The organism is Ideonella margarita (assembly GCF_038066635.1).
Classification (GTDB): Bacteria; Pseudomonadota; Gammaproteobacteria; order Burkholderiales; family Burkholderiaceae_C; genus Ideonella; species Ideonella margarita.
The window spans coordinates 41939-62220 of the sequence record NZ_JBBUTI010000008.1 but is presented as its reverse complement, the minus strand read 5'-3'; the positions used below and the strand labels follow the sequence as shown (position 1 = coordinate 62220).

At 68.6% G+C, this 20282-nt stretch carries 20 protein-coding genes; 13 read left to right on the top strand and 7 right to left on the bottom strand.

Annotation, left to right across the window (positions count from 1 at the left end; translation table 11 throughout):
• Positions 1-31 precede the first annotated feature (31 nt).
• Positions 32-1141, top strand: coding sequence for a 3-deoxy-7-phosphoheptulonate synthase (locus AACH00_RS12750; RefSeq protein ID WP_423221934.1), 1110 nt, complete (start codon positions 32-34; stop codon positions 1139-1141).
• On the opposite strand, the gene AACH00_RS12745 is transcribed toward AACH00_RS12750, so the two are convergent.
• The 3 genes from AACH00_RS12745 to AACH00_RS12735 form a co-directional block, all read right to left on the bottom strand.
• On the bottom strand, positions 1125-3269 hold the full coding sequence (locus AACH00_RS12745) for a putative bifunctional diguanylate cyclase/phosphodiesterase (protein WP_341399526.1): 2145 nt from the start codon (positions 3267-3269) through the stop codon (positions 1125-1127). The two genes, AACH00_RS12750 and AACH00_RS12745, sit on opposite strands and share 17 nt — an antisense overlap.
• Positions 3270-3421: 152 nt before the next feature.
• On the bottom strand, positions 3422-3661 hold the full coding sequence (locus AACH00_RS12740) for a BTH_I0359 family protein (RefSeq protein WP_341399525.1): 240 nt from the start codon (positions 3659-3661) through the stop codon (positions 3422-3424).
• Between the two features lie 56 nt (positions 3662-3717).
• Entirely contained in the window at positions 3718-4812 is a 1095-nt protein-coding gene (locus tag AACH00_RS12735) for a DUF3108 domain-containing protein (protein WP_341399524.1), read from the bottom strand.
• A 104-nt stretch (positions 4813-4916) separates the two neighbouring features.
• Here AACH00_RS12735 and AACH00_RS12730 point away from each other — a divergent pair, with 104 nt between their 5' ends.
• From AACH00_RS12730 to glcF, 7 genes are all read left to right on the top strand, one after another.
• Complete coding sequence (locus AACH00_RS12730) at positions 4917-5900, top strand: fumarylacetoacetate hydrolase family protein (protein WP_341399523.1); 984 nt, start codon at positions 4917-4919, stop codon at positions 5898-5900.
• 3 nt (positions 5901-5903) lie between these two features.
• Positions 5904-6944: a TraB/GumN family protein gene (locus tag AACH00_RS12725; protein WP_341399522.1), complete on the top strand. Its 1041-nt coding sequence runs from the start codon at positions 5904-5906 to the stop codon at positions 6942-6944.
• 46 nt (positions 6945-6990) lie between these two features.
• The gene (locus tag AACH00_RS12720) at positions 6991-7773 is read left to right on the top strand and encodes a PhaM family polyhydroxyalkanoate granule multifunctional regulatory protein (RefSeq protein WP_341399521.1); all 783 of its coding nucleotides are present in this window, start codon (positions 6991-6993) and stop codon (positions 7771-7773) included.
• Positions 7774-7797: 24 nt separating this feature from the next.
• Entirely contained in the window at positions 7798-8973 is a 1176-nt protein-coding gene (locus AACH00_RS12715; protein WP_341399520.1) for an FIST signal transduction protein, read from the top strand.
• A gap of 176 nt (positions 8974-9149) precedes the next feature.
• Positions 9150-10607, top strand: coding sequence for an FAD-linked oxidase C-terminal domain-containing protein (locus tag AACH00_RS12710; RefSeq protein WP_341399694.1), 1458 nt, complete (start codon positions 9150-9152; stop codon positions 10605-10607).
• Complete coding sequence (gene glcE / locus AACH00_RS12705) at positions 10607-11725, top strand: glycolate oxidase subunit GlcE (RefSeq protein ID WP_341399519.1); 1119 nt, start codon at positions 10607-10609, stop codon at positions 11723-11725. Before AACH00_RS12710 ends, glcE begins: the two co-directional genes overlap by 1 nt.
• A gap of 16 nt (positions 11726-11741) precedes the next feature.
• On the top strand, positions 11742-13022 hold the full coding sequence (glcF, locus tag AACH00_RS12700; RefSeq protein ID WP_341399518.1) for a glycolate oxidase subunit GlcF: 1281 nt from the start codon (positions 11742-11744) through the stop codon (positions 13020-13022).
• Here the strand turns inward: glcF and AACH00_RS12695 are convergent, their stop codons facing one another.
• Complete coding sequence (locus AACH00_RS12695) at positions 13023-13613, bottom strand: hypothetical protein (protein ID WP_341399517.1); 591 nt, start codon at positions 13611-13613, stop codon at positions 13023-13025.
• A 101-nt stretch (positions 13614-13714) separates the two neighbouring features.
• On the opposite strand from AACH00_RS12695, the gene queE reads away from it, so the two are divergent.
• Both queE and AACH00_RS12685 read left to right on the top strand, forming a co-directional pair.
• Positions 13715-14347, top strand: a complete 633-nt coding sequence (queE, locus tag AACH00_RS12690) for a 7-carboxy-7-deazaguanine synthase (protein ID WP_341399693.1) — start codon at positions 13715-13717, stop codon at positions 14345-14347.
• 21 nt (positions 14348-14368) lie between these two features.
• The gene (locus AACH00_RS12685; RefSeq protein ID WP_341399516.1) at positions 14369-14734 is read left to right on the top strand and encodes a 6-carboxytetrahydropterin synthase; all 366 of its coding nucleotides are present in this window, start codon (positions 14369-14371) and stop codon (positions 14732-14734) included.
• Positions 14735-14765: 31 nt separating this feature from the next.
• Here AACH00_RS12685 and AACH00_RS12680 read toward each other — a convergent pair whose 3' ends face one another.
• The 3 genes from AACH00_RS12680 to AACH00_RS12670 form a co-directional block, all read right to left on the bottom strand.
• Positions 14766-15803 (bottom strand): GGDEF domain-containing response regulator, encoded by a 1038-nt coding sequence (locus tag AACH00_RS12680; RefSeq protein WP_341399515.1) that lies wholly within the window; start codon positions 15801-15803, stop codon positions 14766-14768.
• 62 nt (positions 15804-15865) lie between these two features.
• Positions 15866-16834, bottom strand: a complete 969-nt coding sequence (locus AACH00_RS12675; protein ID WP_341399514.1) for a DMT family transporter — start codon at positions 16832-16834, stop codon at positions 15866-15868.
• Between the two features lie 9 nt (positions 16835-16843).
• Positions 16844-17485 (bottom strand): LysE/ArgO family amino acid transporter, encoded by a 642-nt coding sequence (locus tag AACH00_RS12670; RefSeq protein WP_341399513.1) that lies wholly within the window; start codon positions 17483-17485, stop codon positions 16844-16846.
• 72 nt (positions 17486-17557) lie between these two features.
• Between AACH00_RS12670 and AACH00_RS12665 the strand changes: the two genes are divergently transcribed.
• The 3 genes from AACH00_RS12665 to AACH00_RS12655 all read left to right on the top strand — a co-directional run bounded on the left by AACH00_RS12665 (position 17558) and on the right by AACH00_RS12655 (position 20171).
• Positions 17558-18466: a LysR family transcriptional regulator ArgP gene (locus AACH00_RS12665; protein WP_341399692.1), complete on the top strand. Its 909-nt coding sequence runs from the start codon at positions 17558-17560 to the stop codon at positions 18464-18466.
• A 126-nt stretch (positions 18467-18592) separates the two neighbouring features.
• Entirely contained in the window at positions 18593-19384 is a 792-nt protein-coding gene (locus AACH00_RS12660; RefSeq protein WP_341399512.1) for an ABC transporter ATP-binding protein, read from the top strand.
• A complete protein-coding gene (locus tag AACH00_RS12655) occupies positions 19377-20171 on the top strand; it encodes an ABC transporter permease (RefSeq protein ID WP_341399511.1) in 795 nt (264 codons plus the stop codon). Before AACH00_RS12660 ends, AACH00_RS12655 begins: the two co-directional genes overlap by 8 nt.
• Positions 20172-20282 lie beyond the last annotated feature (111 nt).

Here is a 20282-nt window from a genome sequence, read left to right as displayed (position 1 = left end):
CCGTCCCGACGACTGGCAGCACGACCACGAAGTGGGTGGCGAGCGCCAAAGCCCGCCCCCGGCCACCACGCTTGACACCACCCGCGTGGACGACGTCCGCATTGGCGCCGTGCGCCCGCTGATTTCGCCGGCTCTGCTGCTCGACGACCTGCCGATGCCACCGGCGTCGCAGTCGCTGGTCGAAGAGGCCCGCGCGTCGATGTCGAAGATCCTGTCGGGTGCCGATGACCGGCTGATCGTGGTGGTGGGCCCGTGCTCCATCCATGACCACGAACAGGCGCTGGCCTATGGCCGCCAGCTCAAGGCCCTGGCCGATGAGCTGAGTGGTGAGCTGCTGGTGGTGATGCGCGTGTACTTCGAGAAGCCGCGCACCACGGTCGGCTGGAAGGGTTACATCAATGACCCGCGCCTGGACGGCAGCTTCCGCATCAATGAAGGTCTGCGCCGTGCGCGCCAGTTGCTGCTGGATGTGGCCGAGCTCGGCCTGCCCGCCGGCACTGAATTCCTCGACCTGCTCAGCCCACAGTACATCGCTGACTTGGTGAGCTGGGGCGCCATCGGTGCCCGCACCACCGAGAGCCAGAGCCACCGCCAGCTGGCGTCGGGTCTGTCATGCCCGGTGGGCTTCAAGAACGGCACCGATGGTGGCGTGAAGGTGGCGTCGGATGCCATCGTGGCGGCCCAGGCCTCGCACGCCTTCATGGGCATGACGAAGATGGGCCAGGCCGCGATCTTCGAGACCCGCGGCAATGCCGATTGCCACGTCATCCTGCGTGGTGGCAAGGCGCCGAACTACAGCGCGGCCGACGTGCAGGCCTGCTGCGCCGTGCTGGCCAAGAGCGGCCTGCGTGAGCAGGTGATGATCGACTTCTCGCACGCCAATTCCGAGAAGCAGCACCGCCGCCAGATCGCCGTGTGCGCCGATGTGGCGGGGCAGATTTCGGGCGGTGAGCACCGCATCACGGGCGTGATGATCGAGAGCCACCTGCTGGAAGGTCGCCAAGATCTGGTCGAAGGCCAGTGCCCGGCCTGGGGCATTTCGGTGACGGACGCCTGCGTGGGCTGGGAAGACACCGCGCCGATGCTGCGTCAGCTGGCGCAAGCGGTGGCCGAGCGCCGCCGCGTCAAGACGTCGCCGTAAGCAGCGCGACGCCGTCGTCGTAGAGCGACGGCCGGAAATCGGGGGAGCCGTGCACCGTGTCGTCGCCCATCGCCCACAGCGTGAGGCGATCGGCCGGCATCGGCTTGGCGAACAGGTAGCCTTGCAACTCGTCGCAGGCCAGGCGCACCAGGGTGTCGCGCTGTTCTTCGGTTTCCACGCCCTCGGCCACCACGCGCAGGTTCAGCGCGTGGGCCATGTGGATGATGCCGTCGACGATGGCTTCGGCCTTCAGCGACGTGCCCAGCTTCATCACGAAGTGGCGGTCGATCTTCAGCTGGTGCACCGGCATTTCGCTCAGCACGGCGTAGCTGGAATATTCGGTGCCGAAGTCGTCGAGTGACAGGGTGATGCCGTCTTGCGCCAGGCGTGTCAGCACGCGCAGGGCGGCGTCCTTGTTCTGCATGAACACCGATTCGGTGATCTCCAGCGTCAGCAAACGGCGGTCGATCTTGTGCCGGGTCACCGCGCGGTGAATGCGGTCCATCAGGTCGTCCTGCTGCAGCTGCTGCGGCGTCAGGTTCACCGACACGCGCATGCGCAAGCCCTGGTTCTGCCAGATCTGCAATTGGCGGCAGGCCTCGTCCAGCACCCAGCCACCCAGCGCGCCGATCAGGCCGAAGCGCTCGGCGATGGGAATGAACACGCCCGGCATCATCAGGCCGCGGGTGGGGTGGTGCCAGCGCACGAGTGCTTCCACCCCGGTGATCTGGCTGGAGTAGCCGTCGATCTTCGGCTGGTAATACAGCTCCAGCTCATGGCGGTCGAGCGCGCTGCGCAGGTCATGCTGCAGTTGCAGCTGCTCGCGCGCGTCATGGTCCATGCTGGGCTCGAAGAACGCGAAAGTCGAGCCGCCGGCGCGCTTGGCCGCGTACATGGCGGCATCGGCATTGGCGATGAGCTTCTGCGACGGGCCGTGGTCGGGGTACATCACGATGCCCACCGAACACGACAGCGTCACGTGCACGCCGTTGGGCAGCACATACGGCTTGCTCACCGTCTCCAGGGCAGTCTGCGCCAGCTTGCCGGCACCCAGCGTGCCGCCGGGCATTTCGGCCAGCACCAGGAATTCGTCACCGCCGATGCGGGCCACCAGGTCGGTCGGCCGGGCCGTGGCCTTGAGGCGCTGGCCAATTTCGCGCAGCACCGAGTCGCCGGCCACATGGCCGAAGGAATCGTTCACGGGCTTGAAGCCGTCCAGATCGATGAACAGCACGGCCAGGCTGCCGGGTTCATCGCCCAGGCGGGTCAGCAACTCTTCGAGCCGCTCTTCAAACAGATTGCGGTTGGCCAGGCGGGTCAGCGGGTCGGTCAGGGCCTGTTCACGCAGGCGCCGGTTGGCCTCGCTGAGCGAGTTGGCGAGCATCCGGTTCTGCCCATGCGCGCGGTTGTCCACCATCACGCCGAAAACGCCCAGCAGCAGCACGATGCAGCCCGCGCTGGCGGCCAGCTGGGCGGTGGTCACATCCAGCAGGCCATTCACATTGCCCAGCGTGTCCACGAAGTGCTGGGCACCCAGGGCCATGTCTTGCGCCATGCCTGCCGTCAGGCCGAACAGCAGCGCGCCCAGCCACAGGCGGCTGTTGGCCGGGCCCATCTGGTGCCAGCGGGGGCTCAGGGCCAGCCAGGCCGCGGCCAAGGCACCAGCCACCACCACCATCGGTGGCAGCACCAGGGCCAGCCACCAGGCGCCATGGCCGGTGGGCGGTGTGCCCAGGCTGCGCAGGCCCAGCCACAGGCAAAGGCTCCACAGCAGGCCGATCTCTCCTGCCAGCAGGGTCATACGGCCATGCGGGTTCAAAGCCAGCCGGCCGGAGGCCAGCACCAGCGCGCTGGTCACCAGGCACACGGTGGCCGACAGCCCCAGGGCGTCCGTCCGGAAATACAGCTCCCAGGGCAGGGCCATGGCCGTGAGGGCCGCCACCTGCGACGACCAGAGGCCGCAAGCCGTGGTGACCGTGCCCGCCAGGCCCCAGCCAAAGGTGTTGATCTTGTCGCGTGAGCGGATCTTCCGCAGGCTGTGCAGCAGAAAACCGAAGCTCAGGCCAGCCAGCAGTGCCGACAGCAGCAACGGTGCCCAGAGAAGGGAGGGGGATGAATGCGGTTCCATGGCTCAGATGGCTTTATCGGCCATCCACCGCATTCTCTCAACCCCGGAGAAGCCACGAGCGTGATACTTGCCCCGTTACACCTCTCATTTCGAGCCATTCTGCCCACACCCACCGGGCGTTGGGCCGGATAAGCGCGGCTCGTGGCGCGGTTTCAGTGCAGGCCGGCGTGTGCGGGTGCCATCGCCGTGTAGCGGCCCAGCAACTCATCGATGTCTTCGGCCGACGCTTCGCTCTGCACCAGCGCCTCGGCTTGCGCACGGAAACTCTGTGCCACCAGGCCTTCGATGAAGATGCCCTGGCGCGACGACTTGTCGACGATTTCATAACCGCCGTGGGCCGAGAGATCGACGGCGAGCACGGCGAAGGTATCCGAGTTGTAGACGAGGGTCATGCAGTGCTCCAGGGAAGGCCAGTGATGCTCCACACATGCCGCTCTTTTCCGGCATTTCAAGGGTGGGCCGGTGTGGTGAAAGCTGTGCTGGTTGGCGCGCCGGGTATCTCGGTGGCGCGGTCGCCCGCCCACTGCAGCAGCAAGGGTTCGCCCGAGGGCACGGGCGTGTGGCGCAGTTGCACGGGCCAGTGGCCCATCGACGGCGCCAGCCAAACTTCCACCCGCTGGTCCCAGGGGCGCGCAGGTTCGCGCAGCAGGTGCACGCAGGGCAGGGCGGTGTGCCCGGGCAATGTCAGCAACACCGGCCCCACCACCTCGAACTGCCACGCATCCAGTTGCCCGCCAGGCAGCGCCACCGGCACCACCAGGCTGTGCCCAGCCTGCAAGCGCTGCCCCATCGCCTGCGCCAAGCCGGCCAGTTGCACGAGCCAGCTGGCCCGGTCTTGCGTGCCGGTTTCCAGTGGATGGGCGGCGGTGCTGCCCGAGAAGCTCACCACCTGCTTGTCGCGCTGGAAGTTGACGGCGCGGGTGGCCCGCTCACCACGGTGCTCCACCATGCGCTGCGGCAGCAGGCCATCTTCGGCGCTCAGCTGGCCCTGGCTGGACCAGCCTGTGGCGGGCCGGCCGGCCAGCGTCAAGCGCCAGGCCAGGCGGTAGCTGCCGTCGGGCTGCGGCTCCCAGTCCAGCTGGGCTTGGCCGACGCGCTCGCCGCGTTGTGCCGTGTAGGCCCAGTGGCCGGCGGCGGGCAGCTGCGGCGCGGGTTGGTTGCGCTCGGCGGGCGGTGGGCGTGCTGGTTCTCTGGCTGCCGCTGTGGCTTGGGCGGGGTTTGCTGGCGCTGCTTCCGGTTCAAGAACTTCGGTGGCCGGCGGTGGTGCGGGGATGGGCTCGGCAGCGGAAGCGCGGTGGGTTGGGTGCCGCGTTGGTGTTGGAGGCGCTGCAGGTGCCAAGGCGGGCGGCTGCTCAGCCACGGCCACCACCAACATCGCCACGGGTGCTTCGGCATCGGTGGGTGTTGCTGGCAGGTTGGCTGCCCAGCGCGCCATGCCCGGTGCGAGCAACTGCCAGTGCACCACCAGCACGGCCACCAGCAGGCCCAGTTGTGCCCAGCGCCGCGCTGGAGCGTGCGCAAGAGCACGCGCAACAGCAGACACAACAGCGCCCCGGCCTGTCTGGCGGGTGGGGGTACGGCCTGATCGGGTAGCGAGCGGGGCCGTTCCGGGCATCGCACAATACTGCCACCAAAATCCGGATCACCATGAAACTCGCTACCTACAAGGACGGCTCGCGTGACGGGCAACTGGTGGTCGTCTCGCGCGACCTCAGCACCGCGCACTTTGCCAACGGCATCGCCACCCGGCTGCAGCAGGTGCTGGACGACTGGAACTTCCTGTCGCCGCAGCTGCATGACCTCAGCATCACGCTCAACCACGGCAAGGCCCGACACGCATTCCCGTTTGATCCGGCGATGTGCATGGCACCGCTGCCGCGCGCCTACCAGTGGGCCGATGGCTCGGCCTATCTGAACCATGTCGAGCTGGTGCGCAAGGCGCGTGGCGCCGAGGTGCCGCAGAGCTTCTATGGCGACCCGCTGATGTACCAGGGCGGCAGCGACGACTTCCTCGGTGCCTGCGACGACGCCGTGTTCGCCAGCACCGACTGGGGCATCGATTTCGAATCGGAAGTGGCGGTGATCACCGGTGACGTGCCGATCGGCGCCACGCCGGCCCAGGCGCTGGAAGGTGTGCGACTGCTGATGCTGGCCAACGACTGGAGCCTGCGCAACCTCATCCCCGACGAGCTGGCCAAGGGTTTTGGCTTCGTGCAGAGCAAGCCGGCCACCGCGTTCAGCCCGGTCGCCGTCACGCCCGACGAGCTGGGTGATGCCTGGCAGGGCGGCAAGGTGCACCTGACGCTGCAAAGCACCTGGAACGGTCGCAAGGTGGGCCAGTGCGAAGCCGGCCCGGAAATGACCTTCCACTTCGGCCAGCTGATTGCCCACCTGGCCAAGACGCGCCAGGTGCGCGCCGGCAGCATCGTGGGCTCCGGCACGGTGAGCAACAAGGACTGGGCCAAGGGCTACAGCTGCATTGCCGAGCGCCGCGCCATCGAGACCATCGAACACGGTGCGCCCAAGACCGAATTCATGCAGTTTGGCGACACCATCCGCATCGAGATGAAAGGCCGCGATGGCCTGAGCCTGTTCGGTGCCATCGAGCAGACCGTCACTGACCCGGGTTGAACCATGAGCATCCACACTTCGTTCGCGGCACTGCTCGGGCTGCGCGGTCTTCGTGCCAGCCGCCTGCTGGCGATCTGGTCGCTGCTGTCGCTGAGCCTGGCTGGCCACACCGCACAGGCGGCTGACCAGCCCGCCGCCGCGGCATCTGCCCCTGCCGCTTCCGAGCCCGCCCGCGTCTGCCCACCCGCGCCCGTGCCGCCCGATGTGGCCCAGATGCAGCAAGGCATGCGCGACGCCGTGGACCGTGGCTTCCTGTGGAAGGTCAGCCGGAATGGCCGCTCGTCGTGGCTGTACGGCACCTTGCATGCGGCCAAGATCGACTGGGTCTACCCCGGTCCGGCGGTGCAGCAGGCGCTGCGCGACAGCGATGTGGTGGCCCTCGAGATCGACATGCTCGACCCCGGCGTGGCCAAGCGCCTGGAAACCGCCGTGAAGATGCCGGCCAAACCGGCCGCATTGCCGCCCGAGCTGGCGGCCCGGCTGGCCACGCAGGCCCGTCTGGCCTGCGTGGACGACGCGCTGGCCGGCCTGCGCCCCGAGATGCAGGCCGTGACGCTGTCGGTGCTGGTGGCGCGCGACGAAGGCATTGACCCCTCGTGGGGCGTGGACGGCTTCCTGGCCGGTTACGCACGCGGCCTGCAGAAGCCCGTCATCTCGCTGGAAACGCCGGAATTGCAGATGGCGCTGCTGGTGTCGAACAAGCCGGCAGACACGGCACGCTCTGTGTCTGAAGTGCTGACCGAGCTGGAAAGCGGCGAAACCCGGCGCACCCTGCTGCGCCTGGCCCGCGCCTGGGCCGCCAGCGAGTTCAGCGAACTGGAAACCTATGCCCAGTGGTGCAACTGCGTGAAGACCGCCGAGCAGAAGCGTTTCTACGCGCAGCTGCTGGACGGCCGCAACGGCCCGATGGCCCGCCGCATTGCCGATGCCCACCAGCGCGGCCAGCGCGTGTTCGCCGCCGTGGGCGCCTTGCACATGGTCGGTCCGAAGTCGCTGCCGGCCCTGCTGGCAGCGCAGGGTTTTCAAGTTGAGCGCGTGCGCTGAGGCGGGCGCACAATCACCTCACTTCCCGTCAATCAAAGGGGTTCACATGGCTGATGCCGGCGGTTTTGCCAAGATGGTTCCGGGGTTTGATTTTCTGCAGGGCCTCGTGAAGAACGCGGGCTCGGCGCTGCCCAACATGGGCCAGTGGGTGGCCCCCACGCTGAACCCGGAAGAGCTGGAAAAGCGCATCGAGGAATTGCGCACCGTGCAGTTCTGGCTGGAACAGAACGCCCGGATGATGGGCGCCACCATCCAGGCGCTGGAGGTGCAGCGCATGACGCTGTCCACCCTGAAGTCGATGAACGTCTCGATGGGTGAGCTGCGTGACGCGATGACGCTCAAGACGCCCGGCGCGCAGGCGGCCGCCGAAGAGCTTGATGAGGACGAAGACGAAGACGAGGACGACGAAGAAGCCGCAGCGCCGCCCGCGGCCGCGGCTTCTTCGGCGGCTTCTTCGGCTGACGCCCCCGCTGGTGTGGTCGACCCGATGCAGTGGTGGGGGGCGCTGACCAAGCAGTTCACCCAGCTGGCAGCCAACACCATGAAGGAAAGCGCCACCGACGCCGCCAAGAACCTGGCGGGCGCCATGGTGAAGCAGTCGTTCGAGGCGGCCAATGAAACCCTGAAGAAGGCCGTCAGTGTGCCGGCGGCGGTGGCCCAGAAGGCAGCCTCTGCGGCCACGGCGGCAGCTGGCCGTGCGGCGCCGCGCAAGGCTGCCAGCGCTGCCGCGGGCAAACCGGCGGCGAAGAAGCCAGCCAGCAAGTCCGCCTCCAAAACGGCCGCCTCCAAAACGACGGCAGCCAAGCGCGCCACCAAGCCCCGACGCTGACTTTCCTGATCAAGGCTCCTTCGCATGGCGACTGCAGTTTCCACCGGCCCGTTTCTGTTGGGCCACGCCACTCACCCGGACCCCCACATGGCGCTGGCGCTGGCCGCCGCGCAACTGGACGCCCAGCGCGCCAGCCAGCCGGCCTTCGTGCCCACGCTGGCGCTGCTCTACCTGAGTGACCGCTATGCCGACCAGGCCGAAGCCGTGCTGGCCGAAGTGGGCCAGCGCTGGCCCGGCGTGAGCGTGGTGGGCAGCACCAGCGTGGGCCTGTGCGTGAGCGGCGTCGAGTACATCGACGAGCCCGCGCTGGCCCTGATGCTCACCGATCTGCCGCGCTCCCAATTCCGCGTCTTCAGCGGCCGCCAGCCCCTGGGTGACGGCGACGCCTGGTCGGCGCTTGTGCATGCTGACCCGGCCACCTCCGACCTGGTGGAGCTGATCAGCGAGCTGGCCGACCGCACCGGCAGCGGCTATCTGTTCGGCGGGCTGGTGAGCGGCCGTGGCCGGCGCGTGCAGCTGGCCGACGGGGTGCTTGATGGCGGCCTGTCGGGCGTGGCGTTTGGTGACGAGGTGGGCGTGGTGTCGCGCGTCACCCAGGGCTGCCACCCGATCGGCCCGACCCGCCGCGTGACGTCCGCCGACCAGAACGTGGTGCTCACGCTCGATGGCGAGCCGGCCTTGCCGCTGCTGCTCGAAGAGCTCGACATCTCGCTCGACAACGCCGAGGTGGCCATGCCGCGCCTGCGGCAGGCACTGGCCGGTTTGACCGACGCCGGTGACGCGGCCCGCGGACGCGGCGGCGAATTTGGTGCCCAGACCCGCGTGCGCCACCTGATCGGCCTGGACGTGGGCCGCGAGGCGGTGGTGCTGGGCGATGTGGTGGTGCCGGGCATGCAGCTGAACTTCTGCACCCGCAACCCGGAAGGCGCGCGCCGTGACCTGCTGCGCATCTGCGCCGAGATCCGCGATGAGCTGGAAGGCGATCTGCCCGAAGAGCGGCGCGCCATCCGCGGGGCGGTGTACGTGAGCTGCACCGGCCGGGGCGGCCCGCACTTCGGCAGCCCGAACGCCGAGCTGCGCCTGGTGCAGCAGGCCTTGGGCGATGTGCCGCTGGTCGGGTTTTTTGCCGCCGGCGAAATCGCCCACCACCACCTGTATGGCTACACCGGCGTGCTCACCGTCTTCACCGAGCCGGCCTGATCACCCACATCCAGGTCACGACCGTTGTGACCACACGGTAGCCATCACATTCAGGTTCTTCCAAGTCCGGCCGGGTACAGTTGACCCACACCGGAACTGTGCCAGGGGCGCTCGTGATGAATGCTGTTGCTGAACTTCCAGAAGCCGCCGATCCGGCCACGCTGCGCCATGAGCGCATGACCCGGCAAGCCGAGGTGGTGGCGGCCCTGCAGGCCGTGTTGCCCGCTCACACCTTGCTGTGGACCAGCGAAGACACCGTGCCCTATGAGTGCGACGGCCTGACCGCCTACCGCGAACGCCCGCTGGTGGTGGCCTTGCCCGAAACCGACGCGCAGGTGGCCGCCGTGCTGCGCACCTGTCACCAGCTGGCCGTGCCGGTGGTGGCGCGCGGGGCCGGCACCGGCCTGTCGGGTGGCGCCATGCCGCATGCCATGGGCGTGACGCTGGGCATGGCCAAGTTCAACCGCATCCTGCAACTCGACAAGCACAGCCGCACGGCGGTGGTCCAGTGCGGCGTGCGCAACCTCGCCATCAGTGAAGCCGCCGCGCCGCATGGCCTGTATTACGCGCCGGATCCGTCCAGCCAGATCGCCTGCACCATCGGCGGCAACGTGGCCGAAAACTCCGGCGGCGTGCACTGCCTGAAGTACGGCCTGACCGTGCACAACGTGCTGAAGGTCAAGGGCTACACGGTGGAGGGTGAATCCGTGGAGTTCGGCGGCGACGCACTCGACGCACCCGGCCTCGACCTGCTCAGTGTGGTGATCGGCAGCGAAGGCATGCTGGCCGTGGTGACGGAAGTGACGGTCAAGCTCACGCCGAAGCCGCAGGTGGCGCGCTGCATCATGGCCAGCTTCGACGATGTGCGGCGCGCCGGCGATGCGGTGGCCAACATCATCGGCGCCGGCATCATTCCGGCCGGCCTGGAAATGATGGACAAGCCGATGACGGCGGCCGTGGAAGACTATGTGCACGCCGGCTACGACCTGGACGCCGCCGCCATCCTGCTGTGCGAAAGCGACGGCACGCCCGAGGAAGTGGCGGAAGAGATCGAACGCATGATGGCCGTGCTCTCGGCCTCTGGTGCCACCCGCATGGCGGTGAGCGAAAACGAGGCCCAGCGCCTGAAGTTCTGGAGCGGCCGCAAGAACGCCTTCCCCGCGTCGGGCCGCATCAGCCCCGACTACATGTGCATGGACTCCACCATCCCGCGCAAGCGCCTGGCCGACATCCTGCTGGCCATCGCCGAGATGGAGAAGAAATACGGCCTGCGCTGCTGCAACGTGTTCCATGCCGGCGACGGCAACCTGCACCCGCTGATCCTGTTTGATGCCGCTGACCCGGACCAGATGCACCGCTGCGAGCTGTTCGGCGCCGACATCCTGGAAACCAGCGTGGCGATGGGCGGCACGGTCACTGGCGAGCACGGCGTAGGCGTCGAGAAGCTCAGCTCGATGTGCGTGCAGTTCAGCCCGGAAGAGCGCGAGCAGATGATCAGCCTGAAGCGCGCGTTTGATCCGCTGGGCATGCTGAACCCCGGCAAGGTGGTGCCCACCTTGCATCGCTGCGCCGAGTACGGCCGCATGCATGTGAAGAAGGGCCTGCTGCCCTTCCCGGAACTGGAACGTTTTTGATGAGTGCTGACACCGTTGTGACCGACCCCGCGCTGGCCGCCCTGCAGCAGCAGGTGCGTGACGCCGCCGGGCGCCGCCAGCCGCTGTGCATCCGCGGCCATGGCAGCAAGGATTTTCTCGGTGGCCCGCTCGTGGGCGATGTGCTCGACACCCGGGAGCTGTGCGGCATCTCGTCGTACGAGCCGACCGAGCTGGTGGTCACGGCGCGGGCCGGCACCCCGCTGGTTGAGCTGGAAGCCGCACTCGCTGAGCGCGGGCAATGCCTGCCGTTCGAGCCACCGCGTTTTGGCGCCGGTGCGCTGGGCGCGGGCACCGTGGGCGGCATGGTGGCCGCTGGCCTGGCCGGCCCCGCGCGGGGCGCGGTGGGCGGCGTGCGCGACTACGTGCTGGGCGCCACCTTGCTGAACGGCCGTGGCGATGTGCTGAGCTTTGGCGGGCAGGTGATGAAGAACGTGGCCGGCTACGACGTGTCGCGGCTGCTTGCCGGCTCGCTCGGGGTGCTCGGGGTGATCTGCGAGGTCTCGCTCAAGGTGTTGCCGCAGGCCCTGGCCACGCGCACGTTGCGGTTCGACCTGGACCAGATCAGCGCCCTGCGCCGCGTGAACGACTGGGCGGGCCAGCCCCTGCCGCTGAACGCCAGCGCCTGGTGGGACGACACCCTGGTGGTGCGCCTGCGCGGTGCCGTGGCTGCGGTGGACGCCGCCACCGCGCGCCTCGGCGGCGAGACGATTCCCGATGCGCTGGCGCACGGCTTCTGGGAAGGCCTGCGCGACCAGCGCGACGACTTCTTCCAGCATGCCCATGAGGCCGTGGCGCAGGGCGCCAGCCTGTGGCGCCTGTCTGTTGCGGCCACTGCGCCGCGCATCGCGCTGAAGGGTGAGCAGCTGGTGGAGTGGGGCGGCTCGCAACGCTGGCTGATCACCGATGCGCCTGCGGCCACGCTGCGGGAGGCAGCGGCCGAGGCGCGCGGCCATGCCACGCTCTGGCGCGGCGGTGACCGCAGCGAGGCGCCGTTCACCGCATTGAGCAAGCCCGTCCTGCGCATTCACCACCAGCTCAAGCAGAGCTTCGATCCGGCCGGCGTGTTCAACCGCCAGCGCCTGCACCCCGACTTCTGACGCCGCCGACGACGCCATGCAAACCCAACTTGCCCCCGAGTACGCCGGCACCCCTGACGGCGAGGCCGCCGAGGCCATCCTGCGCAAGTGCGTGCACTGCGGCTTCTGCACCGCCACCTGCCCGACCTACCAGCTGCTGGGCGACGAGCTCGACGGCCCGCGCGGCCGCATCTACCTGATGAAGCAGGTGCTGGAGGGCGGGGCGGTGAGCCGGTCCACCCAGCAGCACCTGGACCGCTGCCTGACCTGCCGCAACTGCGAATCGACCTGCCCGAGCGGCGTGCAATACGGCCACCTTGTGGAGATCGGCCGCAAGCTGGTCGACCAGAAGGTTGAGCGTCCGGCGCCCGAGCGCGCGGTGCGCTGGTTGCTCAAGGAAGGCTTGACCTCGCCGCTGTTCGCGCCGGCCATGAAGATGGGCCAGGTGGTGCGGCCGCTGCTGCCCAAGTCGCTCAAGCACAAGGTGCCGGCGCGCAGTGGCGCAGCCGCGCACCGCTGGCCCACCCGCACGCATGCCCGCAAGGTCTTGATGCTGATGGGCTGCGTGCAGCCGGCGATGATGCCCAACATCAACTCGGCCACCGCCCGCGTGCTCGACGCCGCCGGCATCCAGACCGTGGTGGCCGACAGCGCCGGTTGCTGCGGCGCCATTCGCAGCCACCTGAACGACCAGGAGGGTGGCCTGGCCGACATGCGTCGCAACATCGACGCCTGGTGGCCGCTGGTGGAGGGCCTGACCGAAGCGGGCAGCGTCGAGGCCATCGTGATGAATGCCTCGGGCTGCGGCGCAACGGTGAAAGACTACGGCCACGCGCTGGCCCATGACCCGGACTACGCCCAGAAGGCCGAGCGCATCAGCGCCCTGACGCGCGACCTGAGCGAGTTGCTGCCTGACCTCGTGCCCAAGCTCAAGCCGCTGATCAGCAGCCGCCGCAGCCGCCACGAGGCCGACAGCTTCGAGCCCACGCCGCTGGCCTACCACCCGCCTTGCACCTTGCAGCACGGCCAGCAACTGCGCGGCGGCGTGGAGACCCACCTGGCTGAGCTCGGCTTTGCGGTGCAGACCGCGCCTTGCGACAGCCACCTGTGCTGCGGCTCGGCCGGTACTTACTCGGTGCTGCAGCCCGAGCTGGCGTTGCAACTGCGCGACCGCAAGCTCAAGGCCCTGGAGCCCGTGCAGGCCGAGACCATCGTGTCGGCCAACATCGGCTGCATCCAGCACCTGCAATCGGGCAGTGATCGCCCGGTGCGGCACTGGGTGGAAGTGCTCGACGAGGCCCTGCCCGAGCTGCGCTGATCAACCGGCGGCGGTGGCTTCGGCGCTTCTCCGGACCGTGCCCAGCAGCCGCTGGCGGATCAATCCGCTGACCGGCCGGATCAGCCACCAGTAGGGCCGCAGCCGCGCCAGGGTCTGGGCGTCGGGGCCGAACAAGCGGGTGGTGGTGATCAGCCGCGTGCGCTGGCCGCCGGCTTCCGGCTCGGTGTGAAAGCTCAGCGCCAGCCGAGCCACGCCGGCCTCATCAAAAGCGCGGAATTGCTCGGGCGTGTTCATCACCCGCAGCCCGTAGTCGGCGCGCCAGAACTGCCCGACCAGGCCGTAGACCAGGCGGTGCACGCCGTCGTTCTCCAACAGCAGAAAGTCTTGCAGGCCGAAGCGCCGACGCTGGCTGAGTGCGCCGCGCAACCCCAGCGCCTCGGCCAGCCGGCCCGGGGCTTCACGCAGGGCCAGTGCAGCACCGATGAGTCGGTCGTCGTCGGGGTTCAGCGCGGCCGCGGCGGCCAGGCAGCGGGCGGGTGTGGCGGCCACCAGCGTGCTGTGGGTTTCACTGAACTGGTGCTGCGGCAGCCAGTCGTCCAGCGGGTGCCCGTGCGCAGGTTTTGATGCCATGCGGGCATTGTGGCGCAGCGCACAACGCGCCCATGACCGACAATCGAGGGGTGTTCCACCCTCCCGGGCGTCGCCTGTTTTGCGACCCACCCGTTGCTGCCATGACCTACAGCGTCAAGGAAATCTTCTACACCCTGCAAGGGGAAGGCGCCAATGCCGGGCGCGCCGCGGTGTTCTGCCGCTTTGCCGGCTGCAACCTCTGGACGGGCCGTGAGGAAGATCGCGCCAGCGCCGTCTGCCAGTTCTGCGACACCGACTTCGTCGGCACCGACGGCACCCTGGGCGGCAAGTACCCCACCGCGCCCGAGCTGGCCGCGATGGTGGCTGCGCAGTGGCCGAACGAGCGCGGCGCACGCCTGGTGGTGCTGACCGGCGGCGAGCCCCTGCTGCAGGTCGACGACGCACTGGTGCAGGCGCTGCATGCTGAAGGCTTCGAGATCGCCGTGGAAACCAACGGCACCGTCGAGCCGCCGGCCGGCATCGACTGGCTGTGCGTCAGCCCGAAGGCTGGCAGCACCTTGCGCGTCACGCAGGGGCAGGAGCTGAAGGTGGTGATTCCGCAGGACGGCCTGGACCTGGCCGCCTTGGCCGAGCTGCCGTTCGAGCACCATTTCGTGCAGGCCATGGACGGCCCGCTGGCGCGCCGCAATGCCCAGCTTGCCACCGAGTTCTGCATGGCTGACCCGCGCTGGCGCCTGTCGGTGCAGACCCACAAAGTGCTGGGCTTCCGCTGAAGCGCCCCGAAGGACAACGCCATGAAGTACGAACTCAGCCAGACCTTTTATTTCGAAGCCGCGCACACCCTGCGCCGCAACGTGGACGTCGAGCCCAGCCTGCGCATCCACGGCCACACCTACATCGCCCAGATCACGCTGGCCGGCCAGCCGGAAGCCGGCAGCGGCATGGTGGTGGACCTCGGCCATCTGCGCCGGGCGATCGAAACCCTGCGCCGCGAACTCGACCACCGCTTCCTCGATGAAGTGGCGGGCCTGGGGCCGGCCACGCTGGAGAACCTCTGCGGCTACATCTGGCGCGCGATGGAGCTGCTGTACGCGGCCAAGCTCGATTGCGTGGAAGTGCGCCGCGAAGCCAGCGGCGATGCCTGCCGGCTGCGTCGCTGAAGCGGCCAGGCCCTGAAGCGCTGACGCCCGCTCAGAACAGGTCGGCCGAGCTGCCCTTGTCGCGGTCGTAGTTGGCCGCCTCGGCCACACCGGTGGTGGTGTCGGTCTGCGTCTCGAAGCAGAAGAAGCGGTCACGGCCGAGGGATTTGGCCGTGTAGAGCGCGGCATCGGCGCGCGAAAGCAGCGATTCGATCGTGCTGTTGCCGTCGGGCACGGCGGTGCTGATGCCGCCGGAAATCGTCACGCAGCGCTCGCCGCCGTGGGCCGGGTGCGGCAGGGCCAGCTGGTGCACCGTGCGCCGCAGCGCCTTGGCAAACAGCATCGCGCCCGAGTGCGAGGTGCCCGGCAGCAGGATCACGAACTCTTCGCCGCCAAAGCGGGCTGCCAGGTCACGCGGGCGGCGGCAGGTGCCTGCCAGCAACTGGCCGATGCGCCGCAGGCAGTCATCGCCCTGCAAGTGGCCGGCGGTGTCGTTGTAGAGCTTGAAGTTGTCGACGTCGAGCAGCAGCACGGTCAGGGGCAGTTTTTCGCGGCGGGCGGCGCGCAATTCCTCGTCCAGGCGGATGTCCAGGCCGCGTCGGTTGGTCAGCCCGGTCAGCGGGTCTCTGAGCGACAGCTCCTGCAGGTCGGCGTTGCTGGCGCGGAGCTGGTCGGTCAGCGTGAGTAGCTGCTGGCTGAGTGCCCGCAGGCGCTGCATGGCCCGCAACTTGGCTTGCAGCACCACCGGTGACACGGGTTTGAACAGGTAATCGTCGCCGCCGGCATCAATGCCTGCGGCCAGGTCGTCGTCGCGGGCCAGGCCCGACAGGAAGATGATCGGCGTCCAGGCTTCCGGGTCACTCAGGCGGATCTGGTGGGCGGCCCAGTGGCCGTTGTGGCCGGGCATCTCCACGTCCATCAGCACGATGTCGGGACGCTCCAGCTTGTACAGGCGCAAGGCGTCTTCCGCACAGTCTGCCTCCACCGTGTCGTGTCCCATGGCGTCCAGCTCGGCCGCCAGCACCATGCGGTGCGAGGCGGAGTCATCAACGAGCAGGATCTTCAGGACAGAGGATTCAGAGGTCAGCATGGCAGCGGCCCGGGCAGTTCAGTTCTGTCTTATCGGCTGCCATGGGGGCGGCTTGAGCCCGCTCAGTGCGGAGCGGCTTCTGCGGCCAGCGGTTCCGGGCGCACGCGCAGCGCCCACATCACGCCCGCCACCAGCAACGCCACGCCAGCCAGCGTGGCCGGCTCAGGCCAGGTGCGGCGCAGCAGGTAGGCGTAGGCCAGCGCGGAGAGGGTCTCGAACACGATCAACTGGCCCACCAGCGTGGTGGGCAGGCGCTGGCTGGCCTCGTTCCAGCACAGCGTGCCGAGCCACGACGACAGCAAACCGATGGCCAGCATCAGGCTCACATAGGCCTCGGGGCGCGGGCCGAAGGGCATCTGCCAGGGGGCGTCGGTCAGGCTGAACCACAGCCAGGTGCCGGCCGTGCCCAGCACTGCCAGCGGCAGCGTGGTCAGGCCCTGGGCGGTGGCCCAGGCGCGCGGGCTGCGGTCGGTGTGGTGGCGCAGCCAGTCGGCATTGCGGATGGGGTACCAGGTCCAGCAGACCACGGCGCCCAGGGCCAGCAAGGCGCCGACGGCGTAGCGGCCTGCATCGGCGTTCGGATCAGCGCGCAGATGGGCCAGCTCCACCTGGTTGACCAGCGCGATGCCCGCCGCGATCAGGCCCAGCGACGGGGCCAGCTTCAGCCACGGCAGGCGGCCGTCACGGCGCGCATCGCGCAGGTTCGAGGTGATGGCGATCACGACCGGCAGCGTGCCGATCAGCATGGTGGGCAACGGCCCGCCGGCCCGCTGGATGGCGGCCGAGAGGCACAGGTAATAGAGCACATTGCCGACCATCGACAGCTTCAGGGCTTCGAGCCAGTCGCCTCGGCTGAACTGGCGCAGCGCATGGCGGTCCATCCAGCCCAGCGGCAGCGCGATCAGGCCGAAGGCCAGGTAGCGTCCGAACGACAGCATCACGGCCGGGTAATCGGCCAACAAGGTGGGGCCGACAAACACCAGCCCCCACATCAGGCCCGCGAGCAGGGCAAACAAGCTTCCAAGCAACATGGGCGAAGCCTACACGGTGCCCAGCACCATCGGCCACAGCGACACCGCCAGCGCGATCATCATCAGGCCGATCACCACGTCCAGCACCTGCCAGGCCCGGCGCCGCGCGAACAGCGGCGACAGCCACCGCGCGCCATAACCCAGCGCGGTGAACCACAGCACACTGGCAGAGGCCGCACCGGCCACGAAGGCCACCCGCGCCGAGGCGTCGGGTTGCTGGGCACCTACCGAGCCCACCAGCAGCACGGTGTCGAGGTAGACATGCGGGTTGAGCAAGGTAAAGGCGGTCAGTTGCATGAGTGCGGCACGCAGACTCAGGGCCGGGCCTTGTGCGGCCTCCAGGCTGCCGGGGTGCATCGCTTGCTTCAGCGACCGGAGGCCGTACAGCAGCAGGAAGGCCATGCCGACGGCAGCCAGGCCACGCGCCAGCCAGACGCTCTCGCCAATCAGGCTGCCCAGGCCGGCCACGCCAATGGCCATCAGCACGGCGTCACTCAGGCTGCAGGCCAGCACCAGCACGCCGACGTGTTCACGGCGCAGACCCTGGCGCAGCACGAAGGCGTTCTGGGCGCCAATCGCGACGATCAGTCCGAGGCTCAAGACGAAGCCACCCAGCGCGGCATCAAGGGGAAAAGGCCAGAGATTCAGCATGCCGCGCAGCATGCCCGGGCCGGCGCACCACCGCCAGTTAGACTTGCTTCAGCCCCTGAAGAGATGCTGAAGATGTTCGATTACGCCTTGCTCAACGCACTGGCCACGGTGGTGCGCGAAGGCAGCTTCGAGCGCGCGGCCCGGGCCCTGCACCTGACGCCGTCTGCGGTGTCGCAGCGCGTGCGCTTGCTGGAAGAACGCTGCGGCCAGGTGCTGGTGGTGCGTGAGCTGCCCACCCGCGCCACATCGGCCGGCTTGGCGCTGTGTCGGCATGCCGAAGAAGTGGCCTTGCTCGAGCAGGCCTTGCACCAGCGCTTGCCCGGTCTGGCCGGTGAAGCGGCAGCGCCTGTCACCTTGCCGCTGGCCGTGAATGCCGACAGCCTGGCCACCTGGTTCGTGCCCGCCGCGGCGGCCGTGGCGGCCAGTTTGCCGGTGCTGCTGGATGTGCATCTGGAAGATCAGGAACACACCGCCGACCACCTGCGCGCCGGCCAGGTGGTGGCCGCCATCACCGCGCTGGCCAAGCCGGTGCCCGGGTGCCGCAGCGTGCCGCTGGGGGCGCTGCGGTATGTGGCCACGGCCAGCCCGGCTTTCATGGCGCGCCACTTTGCGGACGGCGTGAACGCATCGGCCCTGGCCGCCGCGCCGTGCCTCACTTTCAGCCGCCGCGACCGGCTGCAAGCCCAGTGGATGGAGCAGCAGGGCGCCGTGAATGCGAGCCCGCCCACGCACTGGTTGCCGGCCACGCAAGCCTTTGTGGATGCCAGCCTGGCCGGCCTGGGCTGGGGCATGAACCCCGAGCCGCTGGTGCGCGCCGCCTTGGCCGACGGGCGCCTGGTGGCGCTGGGGCCGCAAGCCGAATGGCGGGTGCCGCTCTACTGGCAATGCCGCCAGAGTTTGCCGATGGCGGCCGAGCTCACGGCGCATGTGGTGGCGGCTGCATCCAGCGTGCTGGTGCAGACGGACGAGCCGGTGCGCTGAGCTGCTTTCTCAAGGTGGCTCACCACATGAGCCACACGGAAAATCAAGGTGAAAAAGGGCACGCCGACATGGCCGCAGTCGGGTACTTTGGCGGGTGGTTTTCCAGCTCGCGATAAAGTTCGGCCCGTGAAGTCCTCTCAATTTATCGAACTGAAGGCGGTTGACCGCCGCTACGAGACTGGTTTGCTGGCGCTGGAAGGCGTCGATATGCAGATCGGTCAGGGTGAATTTGTCAGCTTGCTGGGCCCGTCCGGGTGCGGCAAGAGCTCGGTGCTGCGCCTGATGGCAGGCCTGGACCGTGCCAGCGCAGGCGAGGTGTTGCGCAAGGGTGAGGCCGCACGCGGCCCGGCCGGCGACACCGGTTTCGTGTTCCAGGAACCGACGCTGATGCCTTGGGCCAATGTGGCCACCAACGTCGAGCTGCCACTGCGCTTGCAGGGCGCGCCGGCCGACTCCCGCGAGAAGGCCGCCCGCGCTGCCTTGCAGCTGGTGGGCCTCGGTGATTTTGCTGAAAGCTCGCCGCGTGAGTTGTCGGGAGGCATGAAGATGCGCGCCGCGATCGCCCGCGCACTCGTGACCCAGCCTTCGCTGCTGCTGCTCGACGAGCCGTTCGCGGCCCTCGACGAAATCACGCGCAACGGCCTGAACGAAGCGCTGCTGCAACTGTGGAAGCCGAAGCCCCGTGGCGCGGCCGCCTTCACCAGCGTGTTCGTCACGCACAGCATCGGCGAAGCCGTGTTCCTGAGCCAGCGCGTGCTGGTGATGAGCGCGCGTCCGGGTCGCGTGGTGGATGAGGTCGAGATCAAGGCGGCCTACCCGCGTGATGCGTCGTTCCGCCAGTCCAAGGTCTATCTGCAGGCTTGTGCCCGCCTGACTGAATCGCTGGCGCGCGCCAGCGAGGAGACAGCGCTTGGCTGAAGCCGGTCGCCAGCAACGGCCTGCGGGCCGCTGGCTGGCGCCACTGCTGGCCGTCAGCGTGTTCTTTGCAGGCTGGGAGGCGGCTGTCCGTTTCTGGGACATTCCGCCCTACCTGCTGCCGGGCCCGCTGCTGGTGCTGCAGACGCTGTATGACAACTTCGGCTCACTGGCTGGCAGCTGGTGGGTCACCGTGCGCATCACGCTCACAGCGCTGGCCCTGGCCACATTTGGTGGCGTGGCGCTGGCCGGGGCGTTTGCGCTCTCGCGCTGGCTGGAGTGGAGCCTGACGCCGTTCGCGGTGGTCTTGCAGGTCACGCCCATCATCGCCGTGGCGCCGCTGATCATGATCCTGACCGACAGCGCCAGCGCCACGGTGCTGATCTGCGCCTGGATCGTCGCCTTCTTCCCGGTGCTGGCCAACACGCTGGCCGGCTTGCGCAGCGCGGACGCTGGCTTGGTGGAGCTGTTCCGGCTGTACCGTGCCAGCCGCTGGCAAACGCTGCGCTTCCTGCTGCTGCCCACGGCGCTGCCGTACTTTCTCTCCGGCCTCAAGGTGGCCGGCGGCTTGAGCCTGATCGGCGCCGTGGTGGCCGAGTTCACGGCCGGTGCCGCGGGCCGCAACACGGGCCTGGCCTCGCGCATTCTCGAGGCGGCGTTCCGCACCGAGATCCCGAAGATGTTCGCGGCGCTGGTGCTGGTGTCGCTCACGGGCGTGGCCATCCACCTGTTGTTTGAAGCCCTCTCGCGCCGGCTGCTGCGCGGCTGGCATGGCTCCGAGCCGCGCTGAACGGGTTGAGCGCTGATCGCCTGAGCCCGGCCCAGCCACCGCGGTAACCACCCCGGAACCTGTGGACTTGGTGAGCCGCTACCATCGGCGGTCTTGTTTGATTGGCGCGGA

Excerpts from the sequence above, each read along its gene's own strand:
- AACH00_RS12745 (WP_341399526.1), bottom strand. The coding sequence starts at position 3,269 with ATGGAACCGCATTCATCCCCCTCCCTTCTCTGGGCACCGTTGCTGCTG.
- AACH00_RS12740 (WP_341399525.1), bottom strand. The coding sequence starts at position 3,661 with ATGACCCTCGTCTACAACTCGGATACCTTCGCCGTGCTCGCCGTCGAT.
- AACH00_RS12730 (WP_341399523.1), top strand. The coding sequence starts at position 4,917 with ATGAAACTCGCTACCTACAAGGACGGCTCGCGTGACGGGCAACTGGTG.
- AACH00_RS12725 (WP_341399522.1), top strand. The coding sequence starts at position 5,904 with ATGAGCATCCACACTTCGTTCGCGGCACTGCTCGGGCTGCGCGGTCTT.
- AACH00_RS12720 (WP_341399521.1), top strand. The coding sequence starts at position 6,991 with ATGGCTGATGCCGGCGGTTTTGCCAAGATGGTTCCGGGGTTTGATTTT.
- AACH00_RS12715 (WP_341399520.1), top strand. The coding sequence starts at position 7,798 with ATGGCGACTGCAGTTTCCACCGGCCCGTTTCTGTTGGGCCACGCCACT.
- AACH00_RS12710 (WP_341399694.1), top strand. The coding sequence starts at position 9,150 with ATGACCCGGCAAGCCGAGGTGGTGGCGGCCCTGCAGGCCGTGTTGCCC.
- glcE (WP_341399519.1), top strand. The coding sequence starts at position 10,607 with ATGAGTGCTGACACCGTTGTGACCGACCCCGCGCTGGCCGCCCTGCAG.
- glcF (WP_341399518.1), top strand. The coding sequence starts at position 11,742 with ATGCAAACCCAACTTGCCCCCGAGTACGCCGGCACCCCTGACGGCGAG.
- AACH00_RS12695 (WP_341399517.1), bottom strand. The coding sequence starts at position 13,613 with ATGGCATCAAAACCTGCGCACGGGCACCCGCTGGACGACTGGCTGCCG.
- queE (WP_341399693.1), top strand. The coding sequence starts at position 13,715 with ATGACCTACAGCGTCAAGGAAATCTTCTACACCCTGCAAGGGGAAGGC.
- AACH00_RS12685 (WP_341399516.1), top strand. The coding sequence starts at position 14,369 with ATGAAGTACGAACTCAGCCAGACCTTTTATTTCGAAGCCGCGCACACC.
- AACH00_RS12680 (WP_341399515.1), bottom strand. The coding sequence starts at position 15,803 with ATGCTGACCTCTGAATCCTCTGTCCTGAAGATCCTGCTCGTTGATGAC.
- AACH00_RS12675 (WP_341399514.1), bottom strand. The coding sequence starts at position 16,834 with ATGTTGCTTGGAAGCTTGTTTGCCCTGCTCGCGGGCCTGATGTGGGGG.
- AACH00_RS12670 (WP_341399513.1), bottom strand. The coding sequence starts at position 17,485 with ATGCTGAATCTCTGGCCTTTTCCCCTTGATGCCGCGCTGGGTGGCTTC.
- AACH00_RS12665 (WP_341399692.1), top strand. The coding sequence starts at position 17,558 with ATGTTCGATTACGCCTTGCTCAACGCACTGGCCACGGTGGTGCGCGAA.